Genomic DNA, 21,094 nt, shown 5'->3' with positions numbered 1-21,094 from the left:
GTAGAAACTGTGGGAGCGGGCTTGCTCGCGAATGCGCTGTGTCAGACAACACGTGGGCTGCCTGACACTCCCTCTTCGCGAGCAAGCCCTCTCCCACAGGGGTTGTGTGTTCAACGCAGGAGGGCCGGGGTTTTCGGTGCGGCGGTCTGCTCAAAAGTCGGCACGTCGTTACCCGCACCAAGCCCACCGCCCAATGCCGTCACCAGTTCCGCATGAGCACTCAAACGCGCCGCCTGCACCTGCTGTTGAACCTGCTGCTGTTTGAACAGCAGGGTCTGGGCATTGAGCACGTTGAGGTAATCGGTGAGGCCGCGCTGGTAGGCGATCATCGCGATGTCGTAGGTCTTCTGCGCCGTGGCCACGGACTCGGCGGCGAATGTCTGCTGCTTGTCCATCGACTCGCGGCGGATCAGTTGATCGGAGATGTTCTTCAGCGCATTGACCAGGGTCTGGTTGTAATGCGCGACGGCGATGTCATAACCCGCCGAGGCTTCGCCCAGTTCGGCACGCAGTCGCCCGCCGTCAAAAATCGGCAGCGAGATCGCCGGCCCGACGTTGTAGTTGAGCTTCTTGCCGGTCAGGAACTCCAGCGCCCCGCCGCCGGTGGCCATGTAGCCGAGGCTGCCGACCAGATCGACGTTGGGGTAGAACCCGGCATGCGCGACATCGATCCCGCGCGCCTGCGCCGCCACTTGCCAGCGACTGGCGACCACGTCCGGTCGCTGACCGAGCAGTTCGGCGGGCAGTGCCGACGGCAGTTTCAGCGCAGCGCCGAGGGACAGGGACGGCCGCTCCAACTGCGCGCCGGCACCCGGCCCTTTGCCGGCCAGTGCAGCGATCTGGTTGCGGCTCAGGGCGATCTCTTCGTCCAGTGCATCCAGTTGCCGATGGGTTTCCGGCAGCGGGGTTTCGGCCTGGCTGACTTCAAAGTGGGTGCCGATCCCGCCGTCCAGGCGTTTCTGCGCCAGCTCAAGAATCTGCTGTTGCTGCTTGAGCGTCGCCGCGACGATATCGCGCTGGGCATAGTGCAACGACAACTCGATGTAGGCGCGCACGATGTTGTTCTGCAATTCCAGCTGCGCCTGACGCGCCTCGGCCGCGCTCATGTGCGCAAGATCCACCGCACGCTCGGTGCTGTTGCTTTCACGACCCCAGAGGTCGAGGGCGTAACTGAAACCCAGCGCAGCGTTGTTGTCCCAAGTCGTGGTATTGGCCAGCTCACCGGGGCCGTAGAACTGATCGGTCGGCCAGTTGTGGCGCTTGAGGGTCGACTCGCCATTGATCTGCAACGACTCGGCGGCTTCGGCGACACCGGCCAGTGACCGGGCCTGACGCACGCGCGCGGCGGCCATGGCCAGGGTCGGGCTGCCTTGCACGGCAAGGTCGATCCAGCGATTGAGTTGCGGGTCACCGTAGGCTTGCCACCATTGGGCGGTGGGCCAGTTTGCGTCACGGGCGGCGTGGGCGATGGCCTCGTCGGTGGCCAGTTCATTAGCCTCCAGAGCCTTGCCCTGCGGGGCAATTCCTCCGGTTCCAATGCAGCCGCCGAGACCTAACGAAAGAGCCAGAACACTGAGCGGCAAAAGCGCTCTGTTGATGCGACGCGGCACTGCTGCGAATTCCTGAGGTGGGAGATGTTTCGAGGTGGGCGCAATTCTAGGGGGGCGCCATGACGGCGATAAGCTGGGAATCCTGTGAATCTTTGTTACCGTTAACGAGATAATCCCTTGGTCGGGGGTCTCAGCCCCTGAAACTTCGTGTCACAATTTGCCATCTCCCTTGAGAGCACCCCATGGACACTTTGCAAAACATGCGCGCCTTCAGTTGTGTGGCCGAAGCGGGCAGCTTCACCGCCGCTGCCGTGCAGCTCGACACCACCACCGCCAACGTCTCGCGCGCGGTCTCCAACCTTGAGGCCCACCTGCAAACCCGCTTGCTCAATCGCACGACCCGCCGCATCGCGCTCACCGAAGCCGGCAAGCGCTACCTGCTGCGCTGCGAGCAGATCCTCGCCTACGTCGAAGAGGCCGAAGCCGAAGCCAGCGAGGCCCACGCCCGCCCGGCCGGACAGCTGAAAGTCCACACCATGACCGGCATCGGCCAGCACTTCGTGATCGACGCCATCGCCCGCTATCGCAAGACCCATCCGGACGTGACCTTCGACCTGACCATGGCCAACCGCGTGCCGGACCTGCTCGACGAAGGCTACGACGTGTCCATCGTCCTCGCTCGCGAACTGCCGGACTCGGGTTTCGTCTCGCAACGCCTGGGCATCACCTACAGCATCGTCTGCGCCTCCCCGGCCTACGTAAAAGCCAACGGCTGCGCACAAAAACCCAGCGACCTGCTGAACCACGCTTGCCTGCGCCTGGTGAGCCCGGTGATCCCCCTGGAAAAATGGGCCTTCGACGGCCCTGACGGCCAGGAAATGGTCACCATCAACAGCTCACCCTTCCTGGTGAACTCCGCCGACGCGATGAAAACCGCGATCACCAGCGGGATGGGGGTCGGTGTATTGCCGGTGTACGCCGCGATAGAAGGCTTGCGCAATGGCTCGCTGGTACGGGTGATGCCGAACTACCGCTCGCAGGAACTGAACCTGTATGCGATCTACCCGTCGCGGCAGTACCTGGACGCGAAGATCAAGACTTGGGTCGAGTACCTGCGTGGGTCGTTGCCGGAGATATTGGCGGGGCATCAGGCGGAATTGGCGGCTTATGAGATGAGTGGGAGTCTGGGTGGAGCCAGGCTGGCGAACTGAGTTTACCGTCCTACAGACGGGGTGATTTGCGGGGACGTTTCCGACAAGTCGCGTCGGTTGTCCCTCGGAAACGAGGTGGATAGGCTTTTGGGGGTCGCTGACGCATCAACGGCCAAGTCTGGATAACGTCGAAGTACAACGTCATCCCACACACAACTAAACCGCTCTGACCAAACCGACCTGCCAGCGACAACTGCATTCGCTGGCAGCTCGGATGGGACGCAGAGGGTCCCGGGCTGCATTCCCAAGCAGAGCGCGGGAACGATCAAAATAGAGCCGTGCTACTTCTTCACTTGCTCAAGACCTGAAACATTTTTGAATGCACCAATCGCTTTTAACCTTGGCTCAGTAGGACTGTTTTGAACTTCCAAGTTAAACCCAACTTCCAATGTACCTTTACTACGGTCGAAAGTCATATTTACATTTCCACTACCGTAAACAGCCGGGAACGGCGTGATTTTTGTCCCCCCTGCGACCTCTTCGAACAAAGCATAACTAATATACATCCCTGAATCTGCCTCATAATCATGCCTACCATCAGGGATATCAGCTTTAAAGCTGAACGCCAGAGCCCCTGATCGCTTGTCATCAAACTGCTGACGTGCACTGACGTAAACTTCCTCATTATCCGTTACAAAGATGTCAACCTCGCCGTTGAATGGTACAAGATTATCAATGAGAGCATTGGCTGTACCGCTCACATTTTCTTGTTGGTTTGAAAACAGAAAAAAATCATTCTTCATGGGAAGTCCTTTTATGTTGACTGTCGCGAAAAATGCGAAATAAAAGACTGCCATTATTATTAATTTCCGCACCTGTCAGAACTGACAGCCTTAGAGACCCATTCGCAATAAAAGCCTTTATCGGCGTTTCTTTTTGTTATAAGCGAAATCATCAAAAGTTCAGCGCAGTTTAGAACAGCAACACTGGAAGAGACTCCAGATGAACACGGAGCCGCTTCCGAAAAACCGTTTACTCACCCCAAAACCCAAGAGGCTGTTCGGCGCACAAGCCGCCAAGACAACCCGGAGCCAGAAATGTTAGCTTGCTTTGCATCAAGCCCGAACAAGAGCCAAAAACGATGAAAAAAACAGTCCTGGCCTTCAGCCGCATCACCCCGCCCATGATCGAACGCCTGCAGCAGGAGTTCGACGTCATCGTCCCCAACCCGAAGAACGGCGACATCAACGCCCAGTTCAACGAAGCCCTGCCCCACGCCCACGGCCTGATCGGCGTCGGTCGCAAACTCGGCAAGGCCCAACTGGAAAACGCCGCCAAACTCGAAGTGGTCTCCAGCGTCTCCGTCGGATACGACAACTATGACCTCGCCTACTTCAACGAACGCGGGATCATGCTCACCAATACCCCGGATGTCCTCACCGAAAGCACCGCGGACCTGGCCTTCGCCCTGATCATGAGCAGTGCCCGCCGCGTCGCCGAACTGGACGCCTGGACCAAGGCCGGCCAATGGCAGGCCAGCGTCGGCGCACCACTGTTCGGTTGCGACGTACACGGCAAGACCCTGGGCATTGTCGGCATGGGCAACATCGGCGCCGCCGTCGCCCGTCGCGGACGCTTCGGCTTCAACATGCCGATCCTCTACAGCGGCAACAGCCGCAAGACCGGACTGGAACAGGAACTCGGCGCACAATTTCGCAGCCTTGACCAACTGCTGGCCGAGGCCGACTTCGTTTGTCTGGTGGTGCCGCTCAGCGACAAGACCCGCCACCTGATCAGCCATCGCGAACTGGCGCTGATGAAGCCGGATGCAATTCTGGTGAACATCTCTCGTGGTCCGGTAGTGGATGAACCGGCATTGATCGAAGCCTTGCAGAACAACCGGATTCGCGGTGCAGGTCTGGATGTCTACGAAAAAGAACCGCTGGCCGAATCACCGCTGTTTCAGCTCAAAAACGCCGTGACTCTGCCACACATCGGATCGGCCACCCACGAAACCCGCGAAGCGATGGCCAATCGTGCCCTGACTAACCTGCGTAGCGCCCTGCTTGGCGAGCGCCCGCAGGATCTGGTGAATCCGCAGGTCTGGCGCGGATAAAAAAACGGGCAAGTACTGCGAGGTGCTTGCCCGTTCAATCGCGCTCCAATACATACTTTGAAAATCAACATATCAACGAAAAACATCATCGCGCTATAAACTTTCCGGACGTTTAAACACAACAACAAACACTCCGGAGAACAGCCACCTTGAGAACTTACAATACCGATCAACTAATCCGTTACAGCAAAGTCTTCCTGATGGCCTACATCAGTTTTTTTGGACTACTGGTGATGTACTCAAACTTGACAGACTACGCATCAAACTATGAGTACGTCGGACACATCCTGAGTATGGACACGACTCAGATCAACGAGAACATACGTTACAGAGCGATCGAATCGCCCATGATGCACCACCGGATCTATTGGTTCATCATTACCATGGAGTCAATCTATACCGCCTATTGCCTGGTTGGCACTTATCATCTCTATCGCAGCATCAACGACTCCGCCGCAGAGTTTCACGAGGCAAAGAAATATTCGATCACTGGTTTATTGATCGCCATCTTCATCTATTACGTCTGCCTGCAAAGTATCGGTGTTGAATGGTTCGACATGGACACTTCGCAAGCATGGAACGCGAAAGACTGGGCAAGGCACATTGTCGACTTCATATTGCCGGTACTGATTTTCATAACGTTGAAAAACGAGCGCTGAATAATCAACGCTCAAGATTCAATCAATATCAGGCCAATTTTCCTTGCGTGGAAACAACGGCAACTGGGGGTTTACGAAATACCAGTACATTCCCCAGCATCACCAGTACCAGCCCCGCCAATGCCGGCGCCGTCCACTGATAGCCCTCGGCAAATGCCGAAACGTTCAGCGCTACCACCGGGAACAGCACCGTGCAGTAAGCCGCGCGCTCCGGACCCATCCGGCCGACCAGCGTCAGGTACGCGGTGAAACCGATCACCGACCCCGGGATCACCAGATACAGCAGTGCACCGATGTAGCGTGTGGTCCACTCCATCTCGAACGGAATGCCTTTGACCAGACACCACACCGAGAGCATCGCCGCGCCGTAGGCCATGCCCCAGGCATTGGTAGTCAACGGTTTGAGACCGGACTTCTGTTGCAGGCTGGACAACATGTTGCCCGCCGAGAAACACAGGGTGCCGCAGAGCGCCAGACCGAGGCCGAGCAGGGTTTGCGGACTGGCGTGATGCCCCGCCAGCTCAGGCCAGAACAACAGGCCCAGGCCAGACAGCCCCAGCGCCCCACCCATCAGCACATTGCGCGCAATGCGCTGGCCGAAAAACACTCGCGCATTCAGCGCGTTCCACAATGTAGCGGTGGAAAACACCACCGCCACCAGACCGCTGGGAATCCATTGGCTGGCGGTCAGGAAACACATGAAGTTGACGCAGAACAGACACAACCCCTGCGCCACGCAGATCAGATGCCCGCGCCGGTTCATCGGTTGCAGACGACGGCTGAGCAGCAACAACGCAAACAACACCAACGCGGCGAGACCGAAGCGATAGACGATCGACACTGGAATCGCCACCACGCCCAGCTGCCACTTCAGGGCAATCCATGTGGTGCCCCAGATCAGCACGGTCAACAAATATAAAGACAGGTTCATGGCAGACACTCCTTGATTGGTTTTCAGTGTCCGCCCACCCCCTCGACCCTCGCTTGCATAAACTTGCGCTTTTGTCGGCGCGCAGGCTGGCAGCGCGAAATCCAAGGAGTAGGATGCAAGGCGTTGAAGAGAACCGACCATGGCCGCCATCGATACCCTGCAAGTCTTTCAAGCCCTCAACAACTCGCCCAATGCACGCCTTGTGCACAGCGCCGAGCTGGGTGACGGCCTGTCCGCAGCCTTGTGGACCAATCATCACGACGCCCAGGAATACGAAGCGCCGAGCCATCACACCCTCTCCTGTTACATCGCTGGCGGCACCGGCACCTTCCGTCGTGGCGATCCGGGCCACAAGGGCGGCCCGGACAAGCTCTGCATCCTGCCGGCCGACCATGAATCGGGCTGGGTGATCAATGGCGATATCCGCTTGGCCCACCTGTATTTCAGCGCCGAACAATTTGCTCTGGGTTGCGTCACGCTGCTGGATCGCGAGCCCAGGGAAATGCAGCTGCGCGAACAGACTTTTCTGGAAGATCCGCAACAGGCCCGACGGTTTCGCCAGTTACTCACTCTGAATTGGGACGAGCCCGGCGAGCGTCTGCTGACCAGCAGCCTGGCCCACGAACTGATCAGCCATACCTTGTTGAGCCAGGTCGGCGTACGCCATGGCTTGCGCCTCAAGGGTGGACTGGCGCCGCATCAGCGTCGGCAACTGGTGGAGTTCATCGACAGCCAACTGGCCGAGCCGATCAGCCTCGGGCAACTGGCGGGGTTGTGTGCGTTGTCGGAATACCACTTCGCGCGGATGTTCCGGGTGAGCTTCGGCCTGCCGCCACATCAGTATGTGCTGGCGCGGCGTTTGAGTCGGGCGCGGGAGTTGTTGCGGGGCACGGCGTTGCCGCTGGGGGAGATTGCCCTGGCGTGCGGATTTGCCAGTGCCAGCCACTTCACCAACCGCTTTCGCCAGGTGTTGGGTGGAACGCCCGGCGAGTACCGCCAGGCGTTTTTGCGCTAATCCCAGGATTTTTACTGCCTGTCAGGGCCTCATCGCGGGCAAGCCCGCTCCCACAAGGTTCTGCCTCGTTCCCGATAGGTGTGGTCGACCGAAAACCTGTGGGAGCTGGCTTGCCGGCGATGAACGATGACGCGGTTCTGGATCAGAACTCCAGCGTGCTCGACAACGAAATCTGCCGCGAATCGCCCATCGACACGAAGAAGCGACTGGCCGCCGAGGTGTAGTAGGTGCGGTCGAACAGGTTCTTCACGTTGAGCTGGAACTTGACCTTCTGCCCCTCAACCTTGGTGTCGTAAGTGGCGAACGCATCGGCCACGGTGTAGCTCGGCAGATCGAAATCATTCACCGCGTTACCCGCTCGTTCACCGACATAGCGCGCGCCGGCGCCGACCCGAAGTTGATCGCCACCGATCACGCTACCGAAGTCGTAGACCGCCGACAGCGAGCCGGTATTTTTCGCCACGTTCTGCAGCCTGTTGCCTTTGTAGTCCGGATCTTGCGTAACCTCGGCGTCGGTATAGGCGTAGCTGCCGATCATGCTCCAGCGGTCGCTGAGCTGACCGGTCAGATCGACTTCCAGGCCACGGGAACGCACTTCACCGGCGGCGCTGTAGATCGTGGTCGGGCCTTCGGCGTTGGCCACCAGCACGTTGCGTTTCTTGATGTCGAACAGGGCGATGTTGCCGGTGATGCGACCCGGCATGTCCAGACGTGCGCCCAGCTCCCAGGACTTGGCTTCTTCCGGTGCGATGCTGCCGTCGAGCACGGTGCTGCTGCCGCTGAGCGGGGCGATGGTCGAGTTCGGTTTGAACGATTCGGTGTAGCTGCCGTAGAACGACAACGCGTCGGTGTAGCGATACACGAGACCTGCGCGCGGCACCCACTTCTGGCCGTTGCTGTCGGTGTTGGCCTTGAACGGCACGCCTTTGCCGGCGTACTGGTCGTACTCCTGGAAGCGCCCGCCGGCCACCAGAATCCACTGGTCGTTGAGGTGGATGGAGTCCTGCAGGAACACCGAATCACTGCGCAGCAGATCGGTTTGCGCACTGTCCGCCGGGCTGACGGTGGTGCCTTCGACTTCGCGACCGTAGACCGGATTGACGTAGCTGAAAGTGCTCAGACTTTTCTGGCGGATCAGGTCGGCGCGGTAGATCTTGCGGTACTCGTCGTCGACGCCGAACACCAAGTCATGCTGCATGCCCAGCACGTTGACCTTGCCTTCGAGGCTGGCGGTGGTGAAGCGGTCGGTACTGATCGCGCCCTGAGTGCCGTCCATGCTGCGGGTCAGGGTGCCTTTTTTGGTGTCGATCGCGGTTACACGGACCTGGCTGGCGTCGTAGGTTTCGCGGTTCCAGCTGTAGCCGAAATGGGCTTTCCAGTCGTCGTTGAGTTCGTGGTCGGCCTCGAAGTGATACAGATCCGAACGCCCTTCCATGTCGTTGAATTTCTCGTCGAGCCGCTCGTTGCGAGAGATATCCAGCGGATGGTTGGTGCGTGGATCGATCAGGGTTCCACGATCAAACGGGGTCAGGAATTCACGGTGCTCGTAGGCGAACAGCAGCTTGGTGCGCTCGCCGTACCAGGCCAGCGACGGTGCGATCAGGGTTTCGCGGTGAGTGCCGAAGTTGCGCCAGTAATCTTCGTCTTCGTGATCCAGCACCATGCGATACGCGAGGCCGGAATCCCCCAGCGCACCAGTGCTGTCGAAGGCGCCACCGCTGCCATTCTTGCCGTCACCGTAAGTCGAGCCGCGCAGGGTCAGCGCGTTGTACTGGGTCAGTTCGGGCTTCTTGCTGACCATGTTGACCACGCCGCCCGGGTCCTGAATCCCGTACAGCAGCGACGCCGGGCCCTTGAGCACTTCGACGCGATCCACGGTCGCGTTCATGCCACGGCCCTGCACCACCGGCATGCCGTCGCGCATGATCGAGCCGTTGCGGTTGTCGCCGAAGCCGCGAGTCATCACCGAGTCCTGGGTGCTGCCCAAGGTGTTGCCTTGGGTGATGCCGCTGACGTTGGCCAGTGCGTCATCGAGATTGCGCGGTGCCTGATCGCGAATGACCTGGGCCGCAATCACGTTGACGGTCTGCGGGATTTCCTGAAGCGAAGCGGAAGAGCGCATCACCGAACTGGTTTCCGGTGGCTGATAGCTCATCGGCTGGTCGACCACCGAGGTGATGGTGGTCGCACCGAGGTTCAATGCGCCTGCGGTCGGTTGCGGTTCGAGCGCCAGGGTATGGCTGTCGGTGCGGCGGAAGGTCAGGCCGGAGCCGGTGAGCAGATGTTGCAGCGCCTGTTCGGCACTCATCTGGCCGTTGATCGCCGGTGCGGTCAGGCCGTAAGGGGCTTCATCGGTGTAGACCACGCTCTGCCCGGTCACGCGACTGAAGTCGCTCAGGGCTTGCGGCAGCGGTTTGGCAGCCAGAGAAAAACTGAATTGCTTTTGCGGCTGACTGCTGACGGATTCAGCGGCCAGCGCCACGCTCAGCGGCAACAGAGCCAACGCCGAAAAACTCAATGCCGAAACGCCTAACCACTGTTTGACCGAACCCGATTTTGCCCTGGACTTCATTGCTCATGACCTGTGTAGAACCGCAACGGATGCGAATGACTCGCAGTTTCAGTCACTACACGGATGGCATCCGGGTTTACCTCACCACAATTTTGAAAATATTTTCAGCGCAGGATGATCAGCTTGCCCAACACCTGATGTTGCTCGAATCCCAGCACCCCTTGCAGCGAATTCAGTACCGCTTGCGGATCCTTGCTCGGAAAGCTGCCACTGACCTTGCGCGCGCCCAGCTCGTCATTGAGCAACACGATCCGTCCCGGGTAATAACGCCGCAGATCCTGCACCACATCGGCCAGCGTCGACTTGTAGTAAGTCAGCCAGCCCTGGCGCCACGCCAATTGCGCTTCGCTGTCCACGGCGTGGAGTTTTTCCGCGGTGCCTGCGCCGTACGCCACTTGCTGGCCAGCGGTCAGAACCTGCTGTTGGCCATCGCGGGATGGCGTCACGCCGACGCGTCCGGACAGCACTGTCACCTGGGCACCTTGCGGTTGCAGGCGCACTTCGAACTGCGTGCCCAACACTCGCGCCTGGCCTTTCTCGGCCTCGACCACAAAAGGATCGCCCGTGTGAGTCACGCTGAAAAATCCGGCGCCCCGGCGCAGTTGCACATGCCGCTCGCCGTGACTGAAATCCACGGCGATAGCGCTGTCGCCGTCCAGCGTCACCTGCGATTGATCGGCGAGGATCACGGTGCGGATCTCGCCCGGTGCCGACACGTAATCGGCGCCCAGATCATCGATCCAGCGCTGCGGCTGCCAACCTGTGCCGAGGCTGATCATCAACAACAGGCAGGCCGCCATGGCCAGCGCGCCGGCCCAACGCCGGACCTGCGGACGACGCGGCCGGTCCATCACATTGAGCAAACCCTGCAACGCCAACGCGTCTTCATCGGCCAGAGTGCGCGCCGGCCCTTCGCTCAACTCCCACACCACTTGCGCCTGGGCGTAGGCCTCGGCGTGAGCCGGATCGGCATGCAGCCATTGACTGAACGTCAGTTGATCGCCGGCGCTGGGGCGGTCGTGCAACAGGCTCAACCAGGCGAAAGCGGCCTGTTCCTGAGCAGGCGTCGGAATGACGCGTTCGATGTGATTCACGGTGCTTTCCCTGGCGTGCGTGGCGCGGGTTCGCGCAGGCTGGCCTTGCAGGCCTCGAGGGCGCGCATCATATGTTTTTCCACAGCGCTTTGGGACAGGCCCATGGCTTTGGCGATCTCGGCGTACTTGCGCCCATGGATGCGATTGAGCAAAAAGATCTGCCGCGTGCGCTCGGGCAACGCGCGCAAGGCCGCTTCGACATGACGTAAATCGTTGCCTGCTTCGAGCGCCGCCTGCGGTTCGCTGGCGGAGCTGTCCGGCTCATCCGGCTGCCAGCCTTCGTTGACTCGCACCCGCGTGCCTTCGCTGCGCAAATGATCGATGGCGATATTGCCGGCGCAGCGCAACAGATAAGTGCTGAGTTCTTCGACCTGCACCAGCGGCCGACGCCAGAAACGCAGGAACAGGTCCTGCACCAGATCCGCCGCCGTCGCCCGACAGCCCACACGTCGGCTCACCAGCGCTTCCATCTGCGAACGCTGGGACAGGAACACCTGAAGAAAATGCGCACGGGCACCATGGGTTTCGTCGTCGCGGTGCTCGGGGGGATGGCCGATCAACATGTCAGTTCAACGCCCATGCAGCGACCGGGCTGGCGAGCAGACTCGCGCCGGCCATGGTCAAGGCCAGGCGTGGGCGATAGGGCAACAACAGCACCAGCGTCAGCGCACTGAACATCAACACGGCGCACCAGTCGACCAGGCCAAAGCTCCAGCCCTTGCTGGCAACCGCCGCCCACAGCGACAGCCCCAGCAACAGCCAGCCTGCGAGTTTCAAATATTGTCGACGGCGAGCCGAAGGTTTGTGACCCAGCAGCTCTTCGTGATGCCGGGGCATCGCCAGGCACAGCGCCGTAAAAGCGCTATAACAGAGCAACAGCGGCAGTAGCATTCAGTTCGCCCCCTGCTCAAGGGAGATCGGCCGAGTCGTTTCGCGCGCTGTTTTTTTCACGTTGACGGTGTGTCCGGCGCGCTGCATTTTCCGCGCGGCCCAGGCGAGGAACAGACCACTGCCCAGACACGTCAGGTCGAAACCGGCCAAAACCCAATCGCCCGCGGGCACTGTCACGCCGAGGTGATACGAGGAGGTCAATCCATTGAGAGCCGGCACCGCGAAAAACAGTGCGGCTCCGAGCGATAGCTGTTCGACCCAGGCCTTGCGCCCCGGGCGCAACATCGCATGCACCACGCTCAAGCCCCAGGCGATGAAGAACGCGTTCACTTCCCAGTCGGCACGCCCGGCCAGATTCACCGGCAGCAGACGATTGGCCCAGAAGAACACCGCCACTGCTGTCATCAGTCCGGCCATGCTGGCAATGTTCAGTACTTGCACCAGCCGCAACTCGAACGGCATCACACCGCTTTTGGCGTGTTTGAGCTGACGCTTGCCGAGCCAGATCACCAACCCGGTGCCGATCATCGCCGTGCCGGCCAGACCACAGATGAAATACAGCCAACGCAACACCGGCCCGGCAAAGTGCCCCATGTGCAAACCGTAGAAACTGCCGGCCACTGCCATCGCCATCGGCTGTTGAGATGGGGTGCCGATGATTTGCCCGCTGACGCCATTGAAAGTCACCGCGCTGCCGGCATCGTTCACCACCCGGTCGGAACCCGCACGGGACATCACCACCGAGGCGTTGGCATCGCCCGGATTGTTCACGCTGATACGCCCGACATGTCCACCCGACCATTGCTCGCTGGCCGACCGCAACAGTGGCGCCAGCGGTGCCAGTGTCGCCGGTTGACCGGCAGGCTCGGGAACGTTGGCGGCGGGAAACACCTCGTCGTAAAACGCCCGGACATTGTTGCCGTACGAAGCCAGAATGCTCGCCGGCATCACCATCGACATGAAGATCACCAGACTGCTGTAGGTGATCATCAGATGAAACGGCAGCACCAGCACACCCACTGCGTTGTGCCCGTCGAGCCACGAACGCTGGCCCTTGCGTGGGCGGAAGGTGAAGAAGTCCTTGAAGATTTTCTTGTGGGTGATGATCCCGGTGATCAGCGCGACGAACATCACCATGGCGGCAATCGTGGAAAGCCAGCGCCCCCATGGATAAGGCATTTGCAGCTGGAAATGGAAGCGGTAGAAGAACTCGCCGCCCATGCTTTCCCGGGCCTGCACTTCGGCGCCGGTTTGCGCGTCGAGAGTCTTGCTGATGAACTGGCCGCGCTCGCCGGGCCTGGCCGGGACCGGTTGCCAACGCACACCCAGGCCAGGATCGCGGGCATCAGGCAGGTCGATCAACCAGCGTGAAGCACCGGCCGCGTGCTGTTGCAGGTAGGTTTGCGCCAGGGTCAGGCTGGCCTCGGCATTCAACGGGCGGGCGGGGATTTCCGGTTGCATCCAGTGACTGGTTTCGTCCTTGAAATAGGCCAGGGTTCCGGTCAGGAAAATCGCGAACAACAGCCAGCCGAAGACCAGCCCGGCCCAAGTGTGCAGCCAGGCCATCGCCTGCCGGAAGCCCTCTTTCATGCCAGACCCAGACCGCGCGCAGCCCCGGAAACGGTCGCCAGGATCACGCTCGGCACCAGCAGACCGACCCACGCCGACCACGCCGTGCGACAGGCGAAACACCAGAGCACCGCCACCAGATAGACCAGAAACGAAACGGTCATGCCGGTCACCACCGCTTCTGCGCGGTTCAGCGGCAGCCACAGCGTCAGCGTGACACTCGCCAGCGCCGCGACCAGATAGCCGCCGAACACCGCCGCAAGCACCCGCGAAGTGACGGCCAGACGATAGGACAGGGGAAGTGTGGCGAGTTTGGCTTTCATGTTTCGACCCTGAAACGGTTAACGTCCGGCCAACACGCCGGACGACAGGCGAACAATATTAATGATAAATATTCTCATACGCAAAAGAGTCTGATTGCCGGACATCACCGACAACCCTACAATGCGAACCATTCTTGTTCTCTAACGCATCCCGCATGCGCCCGGAGTGATGCCGTTGTCGTCCGCCCATCCTGTCGAATCGCTCTATCAGGCCCACCACAGTTGGCTCACCGGCTGGCTGCGGCGCAAACTCGGCTGCCCGGACAGCGCCGCTGACCTGGCCCAGGACACCTTCATCCGGCTGCTGACCGCCCGCGAGCCGCCGGTGATCATCGAGCCGCGCGCATTCCTCACCACCCTGGCCAAGCGCGTGCTGTTCAACCATTACCGCCGCCAGGACCTGGAGCGCGCCTACCTCGACACCCTCGCGCAGATGCCGGAAATGGTTGCGCCTTCGGAAGAAGAGAAAGCGATCATCCTGCAAACCCTGATGGAGCTGGATCAGTTGCTTGATGGCCTGCCGCGCGTCGTCAAACGGGCATTTCTGCTGGCGCAGGTCGATGGCCTGACCTATCCGCAGATCGCCGCTGAACTGGGCATTTCCGTGGCCACGGTCAAACGTCATCTGAATAAAGCGGCGATGCGCTGCTACTTCGCCCTGTGAACCCGCCGATGGATTTTTCCGCGCAGGTCGCCGAACAGGCGGTGCACTGGTTACTGGAAATGCAGCAGGGCCCGTTGAACCCGCGCCAGCAACAAGCCTGGCAGCAATGGATCGACGCCCACAGCGAACACCGCCGGGCGTGGGAGCACATTCAGCGGGTCAATTCGCGGTTGCGCGGGTTGTCGTCGCCACTGGCCCACGCCGCGTTGAATGCGCCGAAGTCCGGCAGCCGTCGTCAGGCGCTGAAGTTGTTGCTGATTCTCGGCGCTGGCTCGGCGGTGACCTGGGGAATGCGCGAGCACAATCCGTTGCCATCGCTGCTGGCCGATTACCGCAGCCCGGTCGGTGAGCGACGCAAGATCTCGCTCGGCGCCGGCGGCCAATTGCAGCTCAACACCGCCAGCGCGGCGGACGTCCGGGGCGATGGCCTGATCCGCCTGCTCGAAGGTGAAATGCTGCTGACCGCCACTCAATCCTTCGAATTGCAAACCGCCCAAGGCCTGCTGAAAACCCAGGGCGCGCGAATAAACGTGCGGCAGTTTGCCGACCGCACGCAGATCGCACTGTTTGAAGGTCGGGTCGAGTTGAATGTGCAAGGTCGCGCGCCGATGCTGCTGCCGGTCGCCCGACAACTGAGTTTCAGTACCACCGGCGTCAGCGCGACAAAACCGCTGGACGCCAACAGCGGCGCCTGGGCCGACGGCATGCTGGTGGCCGCGCACATGCGCCTGGGCGACTTCCTCGACGAACTCGGTCGCTACCGTCGCGGGCAGCTCCATTGCGATGCGAAAGTGGCGGACTTGCTGATCTCCGGGACTTATCCACTGGACGACAGCGAGCGGATTCTCGACCTGCTGGAAATCAGCCTGCCCGTGAAAGTGAAGCGTTTTACTCGCTATTGGGTGACGGTCGAAGCCAGAGCCTGATCGCTCCGCGCCCCTGTAAAAAATAAATGAGCCGTTTTTCAGATCTGGCGTGACAGAGAAGGAAAGCCCCCTTGATTCAACCTTCTCAGGACCGTCCTCCATGCAACCCACCCGTCTCACGCCGCTGGCCCGAACCCTGCGTAACCTCGTCCTCGGCGCCAGCCTCAGTTTCAGCGCCCTGCCCCTTGCGCTGGCTGCCGAAACCAAGGCTTATCACATCGCTCCGTCGTCGCTGGAAAATGCCCTCAACCAGTTCGGCCGTGAGGCTGGGGTGCTGATTTCCTTTGGCTCGCAGGTCACCAGCGGTGTGCAAAGCCGTGGACTGGAAGGCAGCTACACAGCGGAACAAGGTCTGAACGCGCTGCTCGAGGGCACTGGCCTGCAAGCCCGTGCCGAAGGTGGCAATGCCTTCAGCCTGCAGCCGTCGAATGACAACACCCTGGAGCTGGACACCTCGAAAGTGGTCGGCGACTGGCTGGGTGAGGCTGCGCAGGTCAACGTCTTCGAACATCCCGGTGCCCGTGACGTGATCCGCCGCGAAGAATTCGAACGCCAGGGTGCGACCCAGGCCCGCGATGTGCTCAACCGCATTCCCGGCGTCAACGCGCCGGAAAACAACGGCACCGGCAGCCACGACATGGCGCTGAACTTCGGCATTCGCGGCCTCAACCCGCGCCTGGCCGCACGCTCGACCGTATTGATGGATGGCATCCCGGTGCCGTTCGCCCCTTATGGCCAGCCGCAGTTGTCGTTCGCGCCGATCAGCATGGGCAACATGGATGCGGTGGACGTGGTGCGTGGTGGCGGCGCCGTGCGATACGGCCCGCAGAACGTCGGTGGCGTGGTCAACTTCGTGACCCGGGCGATTCCGGACGAGCCGACCGTGAAAGGCGGTTTCCAGACCGAAACCAGCCCGTCGTCCAGCCATGACGGCTTCAAGACCAGCGCCAACCTGCTGGCCGGCGGCACCAATGCCAACGGTCTGGGCGGCGCGCTGTTGTACTCCGGCACTCGCGGAGGCGACTGGCGTGAGCACAGCAACACGGAAATCGACGACCTGATCCTCAAGGGCAAATACCAGCTCGACGAGGCCAACAGTTTCAACGCCATGGCTCAGTATTACGAAGGCAAGGCCGACATGCCCGGCGGTCTGAATGTCGCCGATTACGATGCCGATCCGTACCAGTCGACCCGGCCAAAAGACCAGTTCTGGGGCCGTCGCACGATGTTCAATGTCGGCTACCGATATCAGGAAGATCGCCGCGAATTCACCGCCAATACTTTCTTCACCAAGACCCTGCGCAGCGGTTATCTGGATCAGGGCACATTCCTGTCGCTGTCGCCGCGCGAATACTGGGTTCGCGGCCTGGAAACCCGTTTCGCTCAAGGTTTCGACCTCGGCTCGACCAGCCATGAAGTCGGCGTCGGCTATCGCTATATCAACGAGGCCGGTCACGAACTGCGCTATCGCACGCCGATCAGCAGCAATGAGTACCCGACCACCAACAGCCGCAACGATCGAGACACCCGTGGCGGCACCGAAGCCAATGCGTTCTTCGTCGATGACCGGATCGACATCGGCAAGTGGACGATCACGCCGGGCGTGCGCTACGAGATGATCGAATCGCAGCAGACCAACAATCTGACCAACGTCAAATACAAGGGCGACTACAACACTGCGCTGCCAGCACTGAACGTGCTGTATCACCTGACCGACAGCTGGAATCTGTACGCCAACACCGAAGGTTCGTTCGGCAGCGTGCAATACAGCCAGATGCCCAACCGCGTCAGCAGTGGCGAAGTGAAACCGGAGAAGGCTCGCACCTGGGAAGTCGGCACCCGTTACGATAACGGCGCTCTGCGAGCGGAAATCGGTGCGTTCCTGATCAACTTCGACAACCAGTACGAAAGCAACCAGACCAATGATTCGGTGATCGCCCGTGGCGAAACCCGGCATCAGGGCATCGAAACCAGCGTCAACTACGCCCTCGACGACTTGAGCCCGGCGCTGACCGGCTTCGACGTCTACGCGACTTACGCCTATGTCGACGCGACCATTCGCGAAGACGGGCCGAACAAGGGCAATCGTGTGCCGTTTTCGTCGAAACACAAAGGCACGATCGGCGTCGGTTACACCGAAGGCTCGTGGAAGCTCAACCTGGACAGCAGCTTCCAGAGCGACCAGTTCGCCGACAACGCCAACACCTCCAAAGAAAGCGCCGACGGCAGCACCGGCAGGATCCCCGGCTACATGCTGTTCAGCAGCCGCGCCGGTTATGACTTCGGCCCACAGCTGTCGGACCTGAATGTGGCGGTGGGGGTGAAGAACATCTTCAACACCCAGTACTTCACCCGTTCGTTCGATGACAACAACAAGGGCAAGTATGTCGGCGAGCCGCGCACGGTGTACGTGCAGACTTCCGTTGCTTTCTGATTCCCGCTGAAAACAGAAAAGGCCTGCAATTGCAGGCCCTTTCTCATTGGGTGGCTTGGAAAATCAGCGCATCAACTGTTGATCGCTGCCTGTTCGTTCTCGTCAAACTCTTCCGCCAGCAGCTTGTCGTTGGCCTTGCTGGTGAAAGGCACCACAGCGGCTCGCGGTTTGCCGCGCAGTTTGCCAAACAGGTGCTCCAGCGCGTGCTCCAGCTTTTCAGCTGCACCATCGATCGCCTGTTCCAGCGAATCGGCTTTGTGGGTGACGGAAATCGGTTGATGGCCTTTTGGCCGCGCTTCCAGTTGGCAGCGCAAATCATGAGGACCTGGTTTGTCACCGTTCTCGTCGCTCAGATGGACTTCGACACGGGTCAGGTCTTCCTCATAACGGTCGAGCGTGCTCTCAATGGTGGTTCGTACCCACTCCTCCAGTCGTTTGCTGCTTTGAATATGGTTATCGCTGTTGACTTGGATTTGCATAGTTCATCCCTTATTTCAGCTAGCTCGCAAGAGGCCTGGAACAGGATTTCGTGACCTCTTGATTACAACAATCGGCCCGCCGGACGAACATTTCAACCCCTGAAAAAAGATAAATATTCATTCGCAAAAAAAGCCGGACAACCGAGTAAAGCGCTGGTAAGGTCGGGAGTTGGGTCGCCCCGGCACCCCGAAAAATCTGCTCACAATTGGCCATCACCCAACGGGTGCAGACTGCGGAAAATCCCCGCCTCTTCCACCAGCCAGTCATGCACCGCCCGCACACCCGGATGGCTCAATGCCCCTGGCGCATAAAGCAAGACATAGCGCTTGTGATTGGGCACCGAAATCCCGAACGGCACGATCAACGTCCCTCGCTCCAGCTCGTCGTTGAGCAACGTGCGCCTTGCAATCGCCACGCCCATGCCGGCAATCGCCGCTTCGATGGTCAGGTGGTTGCGATTGAACGTGTGCCCGCGCCGCACATCGGCGCCCTCAAAACCAATGGCATTCAGATAAAACTCCCATTCCGCGTATTCATAACTGCCGCGCCAGGCGGTGATGTCGTGCAACAGCGGGAAGTGCACCAGATCCGCCGGCCCGTGCAGCGGCGGTCGCCCACGCAACAGGCCCGGCGCGCACACCGGGAAAATCTGCTCATCGAGCAAGGCTGTGGATAACAGTCCCGGATAACTGCCGTCGTTCAGGTCGATGGCCAGGTCGAAATCCCCCTCATGCAACGGCACGCTGCTGTCCTCGGCCACCAACCGCAACTGAATATCCGGGTAACGCTGTTGCAGGCGTGGCAAGCGCGGGGTCAGCCACTTGCTGAGGAACGACGGAATCGAGCGCACCCGCAGAATCCCGCTGATCATCCCCGCATCGAGCCGACGCAATTCCGCATCGATGCTGCCGTAAGCCTCGTTGACCGTGCTCGCCAGTCGCTGCCCTTCCGCGCTGAGCTCCACACCTCGTGCACGGCGGTGAAACAGGCGAAAACCCAGCCGCTCTTCCAGCTGTCGGATTTGCTGACTCACCGCCCCCGGCGTGATGTGCAGTTCTTCGGCACAACGGGTGAATGACAGGTGCCGCGCGGCACAGGAAAACACCTGCAGCCAGACGTAAGTCTGGGCATGCAATTGACGACTCATGGTTTAGTCCTACTAAAGGCTTACTTAGGAGGTTTCGTTAGTCACGTTGAAGCGAGGCAGGCAGTATCGCCGACATTGCGCTTGTCCTACAAAAAATGGCAGCGATTCCTACTCCATTGCTTGTAAGGGTTTAGCATGGCTATCAGTGTTTTCGATCTATTCAAAGTCGGCATCGGCCCGTCCAGTTCCCACACCGTCGGCCCGATGCGCGCCGCCGCGACCTTCGCCCAGGCGCTGATTGACCAACATTTGCTGAACGATGTGCAGCGAGTGGAAATCCGTCTGTACGGCTCGCTTTCGGCCACCGGCGTCGGCCATGCCACTGACCGCGCGACGGTCATGGGCCTGATGGGCGAATGGCCGGACAGCATCGATCCGTCGACCATCGAGCCGCGCATCCAGCAACTGCGCGAGACCGGCCAACTGTCTCTGGCCGGTAAACGCTCAATCGCCTTCAACTGGCAGCACGATCTCCTGCTGCTGGACGAGAGCCTGCCCTACCACCCCAACGCCATGTCGCTGACAGCCTTTGGCGCATCCGGCCAACTGTTCGAGCAAACGTACTACTCGGTCGGCGGCGGTTTCATCATCGAAGCGGCCGAAGCCGAATCGGGTGTGGCGCCGGCCGGCGACGTCGAGTTGCCTTACGAATTCTCCAGCGCCGTCGAACTGCTGGCGCTGTGCAAGCAGCACAACCTGCGGGTTTCCGAACTGATGATGGCCAACGAAAGGGCCTGGCGTAGCGACGCCGAGATCCGTCAGGGCCTGCTGCACATCTGGTCGGTGATGCGCGAATGCGTCGAGCAAGGCCTGCGTCACGAAGGCATCCTGCCTGGCGGTCTGAACGTTCCGCGTCGCGCGGCGAAATTGCACCGCAGCCTGCTGGAAATCGGCAAGCCGAACGTCATCAGTTCGACCCTGTCGGCGATGGAGTGGGTCAACCTGTTCGCCCTCGCCGTCAACGAAGAAAACGCTGCCGGCGGGCGCATGGTGACCGCGCCGACCAACGGCGCTGCCGGGATCATTCCCGCCGTTCTGCACTACTACATGAAATTCAATCCGGACGCGTCCGACGACGACGTGGTCGCGTTCTTTCTGGGCGCGGCAGCGGTCGGCATCCTGTGCAAGAAAAACGCCTCGATCTCCGGCGCCGAAGTCGGCTGCCAGGGCGAAGTCGGCTCTGCCTGCGCCATGGCCGCTGCGGGTCTGGCCGATGTGCTCGGCGCCACGCCTGAGCAACTGGAAAACGCCGCCGAAATCGGCCTGGAACACAACCTCGGCCTGACCTGCGACCCGGTCGGCGGACTGGTGCAGGTGCCGTGCATCGAGCGCAATGCCATCGCTGCGGTGAAAGCGATCAACGCCACGCAAATGGCCCTGCGCGGCGACGGCAAACACTTCATTTCCCTCGACCGGGTGATCCGCACCATGCGCGATACCGGCGCCGACATGCATGACAAATACAAAGAGACTTCACGGGGCGGCCTGGCCGTGAGCTGGGTGGAGTGCTGAGGAGCACTCCCTGACCGCCCGTAACACGTGAGCCCGAGCAAGAATAATAACGAGGCAAAA

General features: G+C 60.5%; 19 protein-coding genes. 8 read left to right on the top strand and 11 right to left on the bottom strand.

Annotated elements, in window-relative coordinates:
• Nucleotides 1-110: 110 nt before the first annotated feature.
• Entirely contained in the window at nucleotides 111-1,610 is a 1,500-nt protein-coding gene (locus CAF77_RS12985) for an efflux transporter outer membrane subunit (protein ID WP_085654660.1), read from the bottom strand.
• 182 nt (nucleotides 1,611-1,792) lie between these two features.
• Here CAF77_RS12985 and CAF77_RS12980 point away from each other — a divergent pair, with 182 nt between their 5' ends.
• A complete protein-coding gene (locus CAF77_RS12980) occupies nucleotides 1,793-2,761 on the top strand; it encodes a LysR family transcriptional regulator (RefSeq protein WP_085654658.1) in 969 nt (322 codons plus the stop codon).
• 281 nt (nucleotides 2,762-3,042) lie between these two features.
• Here CAF77_RS12980 and CAF77_RS12975 read toward each other — a convergent pair whose 3' ends face one another.
• On the bottom strand, nucleotides 3,043-3,504 hold the full coding sequence (locus CAF77_RS12975; RefSeq protein ID WP_085654656.1) for a hypothetical protein: 462 nt from the start codon (nucleotides 3,502-3,504) through the stop codon (nucleotides 3,043-3,045).
• A 338-nt stretch (nucleotides 3,505-3,842) separates the two neighbouring features.
• Between CAF77_RS12975 and CAF77_RS12970 the strand changes: the two genes are divergently transcribed.
• Together CAF77_RS12970 and CAF77_RS12965 are read left to right on the top strand one after the other, a co-directional pair.
• Nucleotides 3,843-4,817: a D-glycerate dehydrogenase gene (locus CAF77_RS12970; protein WP_064382475.1), complete on the top strand. Its 975-nt coding sequence runs from the start codon at nucleotides 3,843-3,845 to the stop codon at nucleotides 4,815-4,817.
• A gap of 149 nt (nucleotides 4,818-4,966) precedes the next feature.
• The gene (locus CAF77_RS12965; RefSeq protein WP_064382476.1) at nucleotides 4,967-5,476 is read left to right on the top strand and encodes a DUF2165 family protein; all 510 of its coding nucleotides are present in this window, start codon (nucleotides 4,967-4,969) and stop codon (nucleotides 5,474-5,476) included.
• 28 nt (nucleotides 5,477-5,504) lie between these two features.
• Here CAF77_RS12965 and CAF77_RS12960 read toward each other — a convergent pair whose 3' ends face one another.
• The gene (locus tag CAF77_RS12960) at nucleotides 5,505-6,407 is read right to left on the bottom strand and encodes a DMT family transporter (RefSeq protein WP_064382477.1); all 903 of its coding nucleotides are present in this window, start codon (nucleotides 6,405-6,407) and stop codon (nucleotides 5,505-5,507) included.
• A 139-nt stretch (nucleotides 6,408-6,546) separates the two neighbouring features.
• On the opposite strand from CAF77_RS12960, the gene CAF77_RS12955 reads away from it, so the two are divergent.
• The gene (locus CAF77_RS12955; RefSeq protein WP_064382478.1) at nucleotides 6,547-7,422 is read left to right on the top strand and encodes an AraC family transcriptional regulator; all 876 of its coding nucleotides are present in this window, start codon (nucleotides 6,547-6,549) and stop codon (nucleotides 7,420-7,422) included.
• Between the two features lie 142 nt (nucleotides 7,423-7,564).
• Here the strand turns inward: CAF77_RS12955 and CAF77_RS12950 are convergent, their stop codons facing one another.
• From CAF77_RS12950 to CAF77_RS12925, 6 genes are all read right to left on the bottom strand, one after another.
• Nucleotides 7,565-9,994, bottom strand: coding sequence for a TonB-dependent receptor (locus CAF77_RS12950; RefSeq protein ID WP_085654655.1), 2,430 nt, complete (start codon nucleotides 9,992-9,994; stop codon nucleotides 7,565-7,567).
• Nucleotides 9,995-10,098: 104 nt separating this feature from the next.
• Nucleotides 10,099-11,088, bottom strand: coding sequence for a FecR family protein (locus tag CAF77_RS12945; RefSeq protein ID WP_085654653.1), 990 nt, complete (start codon nucleotides 11,086-11,088; stop codon nucleotides 10,099-10,101).
• On the bottom strand, nucleotides 11,085-11,651 hold the full coding sequence (locus CAF77_RS12940; protein WP_064382481.1) for an RNA polymerase sigma factor: 567 nt from the start codon (nucleotides 11,649-11,651) through the stop codon (nucleotides 11,085-11,087). The genes CAF77_RS12945 and CAF77_RS12940 overlap by 4 nt, the downstream gene beginning before the upstream one ends.
• A 1-nt stretch (nucleotide 11,652) precedes the next feature.
• Nucleotides 11,653-11,979 carry a DUF3325 domain-containing protein gene (locus CAF77_RS12935; protein ID WP_064382482.1) on the bottom strand — a complete coding sequence of 109 codons (327 nt, stop codon included), beginning with the start codon at nucleotides 11,977-11,979 and terminating at the stop codon, nucleotides 11,653-11,655.
• The gene (locus tag CAF77_RS12930) at nucleotides 11,980-13,569 is read right to left on the bottom strand and encodes a PepSY domain-containing protein (RefSeq protein WP_085654651.1); all 1,590 of its coding nucleotides are present in this window, start codon (nucleotides 13,567-13,569) and stop codon (nucleotides 11,980-11,982) included.
• The gene (locus tag CAF77_RS12925; protein ID WP_039769401.1) at nucleotides 13,566-13,871 is read right to left on the bottom strand and encodes a DUF3649 domain-containing protein; all 306 of its coding nucleotides are present in this window, start codon (nucleotides 13,869-13,871) and stop codon (nucleotides 13,566-13,568) included. The genes CAF77_RS12930 and CAF77_RS12925 overlap by 4 nt, the downstream gene beginning before the upstream one ends.
• A gap of 175 nt (nucleotides 13,872-14,046) precedes the next feature.
• Between CAF77_RS12925 and CAF77_RS12920 the strand changes: the two genes are divergently transcribed.
• The 3 genes from CAF77_RS12920 (at nucleotide 14,047) to fecA (ending at nucleotide 17,895) form a co-directional block, all read left to right on the top strand.
• Nucleotides 14,047-14,535 carry a sigma-70 family RNA polymerase sigma factor gene (locus tag CAF77_RS12920; RefSeq protein ID WP_085654726.1) on the top strand — a complete coding sequence of 163 codons (489 nt, stop codon included), beginning with the start codon at nucleotides 14,047-14,049 and terminating at the stop codon, nucleotides 14,533-14,535.
• Nucleotides 14,532-15,461 carry a DUF4880 domain-containing protein gene (locus CAF77_RS12915; protein WP_085654649.1) on the top strand — a complete coding sequence of 310 codons (930 nt, stop codon included), beginning with the start codon at nucleotides 14,532-14,534 and terminating at the stop codon, nucleotides 15,459-15,461. The genes CAF77_RS12920 and CAF77_RS12915 overlap by 4 nt, the downstream gene beginning before the upstream one ends.
• Nucleotides 15,462-15,561: 100 nt before the next feature.
• Nucleotides 15,562-17,895 (top strand): TonB-dependent Fe(3+) dicitrate receptor FecA, encoded by a 2,334-nt coding sequence (fecA, locus tag CAF77_RS12910; protein WP_064382485.1) that lies wholly within the window; start codon nucleotides 15,562-15,564, stop codon nucleotides 17,893-17,895.
• A gap of 71 nt (nucleotides 17,896-17,966) precedes the next feature.
• Here fecA and CAF77_RS12905 read toward each other — a convergent pair whose 3' ends face one another.
• Together CAF77_RS12905 and CAF77_RS12900 are read right to left on the bottom strand one after the other, a co-directional pair.
• Nucleotides 17,967-18,374 carry an HPF/RaiA family ribosome-associated protein gene (locus CAF77_RS12905; protein ID WP_011332524.1) on the bottom strand — a complete coding sequence of 136 codons (408 nt, stop codon included), beginning with the start codon at nucleotides 18,372-18,374 and terminating at the stop codon, nucleotides 17,967-17,969.
• Nucleotides 18,375-18,574: 200 nt separating this feature from the next.
• Complete coding sequence (locus CAF77_RS12900; RefSeq protein ID WP_064382486.1) at nucleotides 18,575-19,522, bottom strand: LysR substrate-binding domain-containing protein; 948 nt, start codon at nucleotides 19,520-19,522, stop codon at nucleotides 18,575-18,577.
• 135 nt (nucleotides 19,523-19,657) lie between these two features.
• Between CAF77_RS12900 and CAF77_RS12895 the strand changes: the two genes are divergently transcribed.
• A complete protein-coding gene (locus CAF77_RS12895) occupies nucleotides 19,658-21,034 on the top strand; it encodes an L-serine ammonia-lyase (protein WP_074691739.1) in 1,377 nt (458 codons plus the stop codon).
• Nucleotides 21,035-21,094 lie beyond the last annotated feature (60 nt).

Source organism: Pseudomonas sp. R15(2017), from assembly GCF_002112685.1.
GTDB lineage: Bacteria > Pseudomonadota > Gammaproteobacteria > Pseudomonadales > Pseudomonadaceae > Aquipseudomonas > Aquipseudomonas glycinae.
This window is presented reverse-complemented; position numbering and strand designations above follow the sequence as displayed.

Excerpts from the sequence above, each read along its gene's own strand:
- CAF77_RS12980 (WP_085654658.1), top strand. The coding sequence starts at position 1,793 with ATGGACACTTTGCAAAACATGCGCGCCTTCAGTTGTGTGGCCGAAGCG.
- CAF77_RS12975 (WP_085654656.1), bottom strand. The coding sequence starts at position 3,504 with ATGAAGAATGATTTTTTTCTGTTTTCAAACCAACAAGAAAATGTGAGC.
- CAF77_RS12970 (WP_064382475.1), top strand. The coding sequence starts at position 3,843 with ATGAAAAAAACAGTCCTGGCCTTCAGCCGCATCACCCCGCCCATGATC.
- CAF77_RS12960 (WP_064382477.1), bottom strand. The coding sequence starts at position 6,407 with ATGAACCTGTCTTTATATTTGTTGACCGTGCTGATCTGGGGCACCACA.
- CAF77_RS12955 (WP_064382478.1), top strand. The coding sequence starts at position 6,547 with ATGGCCGCCATCGATACCCTGCAAGTCTTTCAAGCCCTCAACAACTCG.
- CAF77_RS12950 (WP_085654655.1), bottom strand. The coding sequence starts at position 9,994 with ATGAAGTCCAGGGCAAAATCGGGTTCGGTCAAACAGTGGTTAGGCGTT.
- CAF77_RS12940 (WP_064382481.1), bottom strand. The coding sequence starts at position 11,651 with ATGTTGATCGGCCATCCCCCCGAGCACCGCGACGACGAAACCCATGGT.
- CAF77_RS12935 (WP_064382482.1), bottom strand. The coding sequence starts at position 11,979 with ATGCTACTGCCGCTGTTGCTCTGTTATAGCGCTTTTACGGCGCTGTGC.
- CAF77_RS12930 (WP_085654651.1), bottom strand. The coding sequence starts at position 13,569 with ATGAAAGAGGGCTTCCGGCAGGCGATGGCCTGGCTGCACACTTGGGCC.
- CAF77_RS12925 (WP_039769401.1), bottom strand. The coding sequence starts at position 13,871 with ATGAAAGCCAAACTCGCCACACTTCCCCTGTCCTATCGTCTGGCCGTC.
- fecA (WP_064382485.1), top strand. The coding sequence starts at position 15,562 with ATGCAACCCACCCGTCTCACGCCGCTGGCCCGAACCCTGCGTAACCTC.
- CAF77_RS12905 (WP_011332524.1), bottom strand. The coding sequence starts at position 18,374 with ATGCAAATCCAAGTCAACAGCGATAACCATATTCAAAGCAGCAAACGA.
- CAF77_RS12900 (WP_064382486.1), bottom strand. The coding sequence starts at position 19,522 with ATGAGTCGTCAATTGCATGCCCAGACTTACGTCTGGCTGCAGGTGTTT.
- CAF77_RS12895 (WP_074691739.1), top strand. The coding sequence starts at position 19,658 with ATGGCTATCAGTGTTTTCGATCTATTCAAAGTCGGCATCGGCCCGTCC.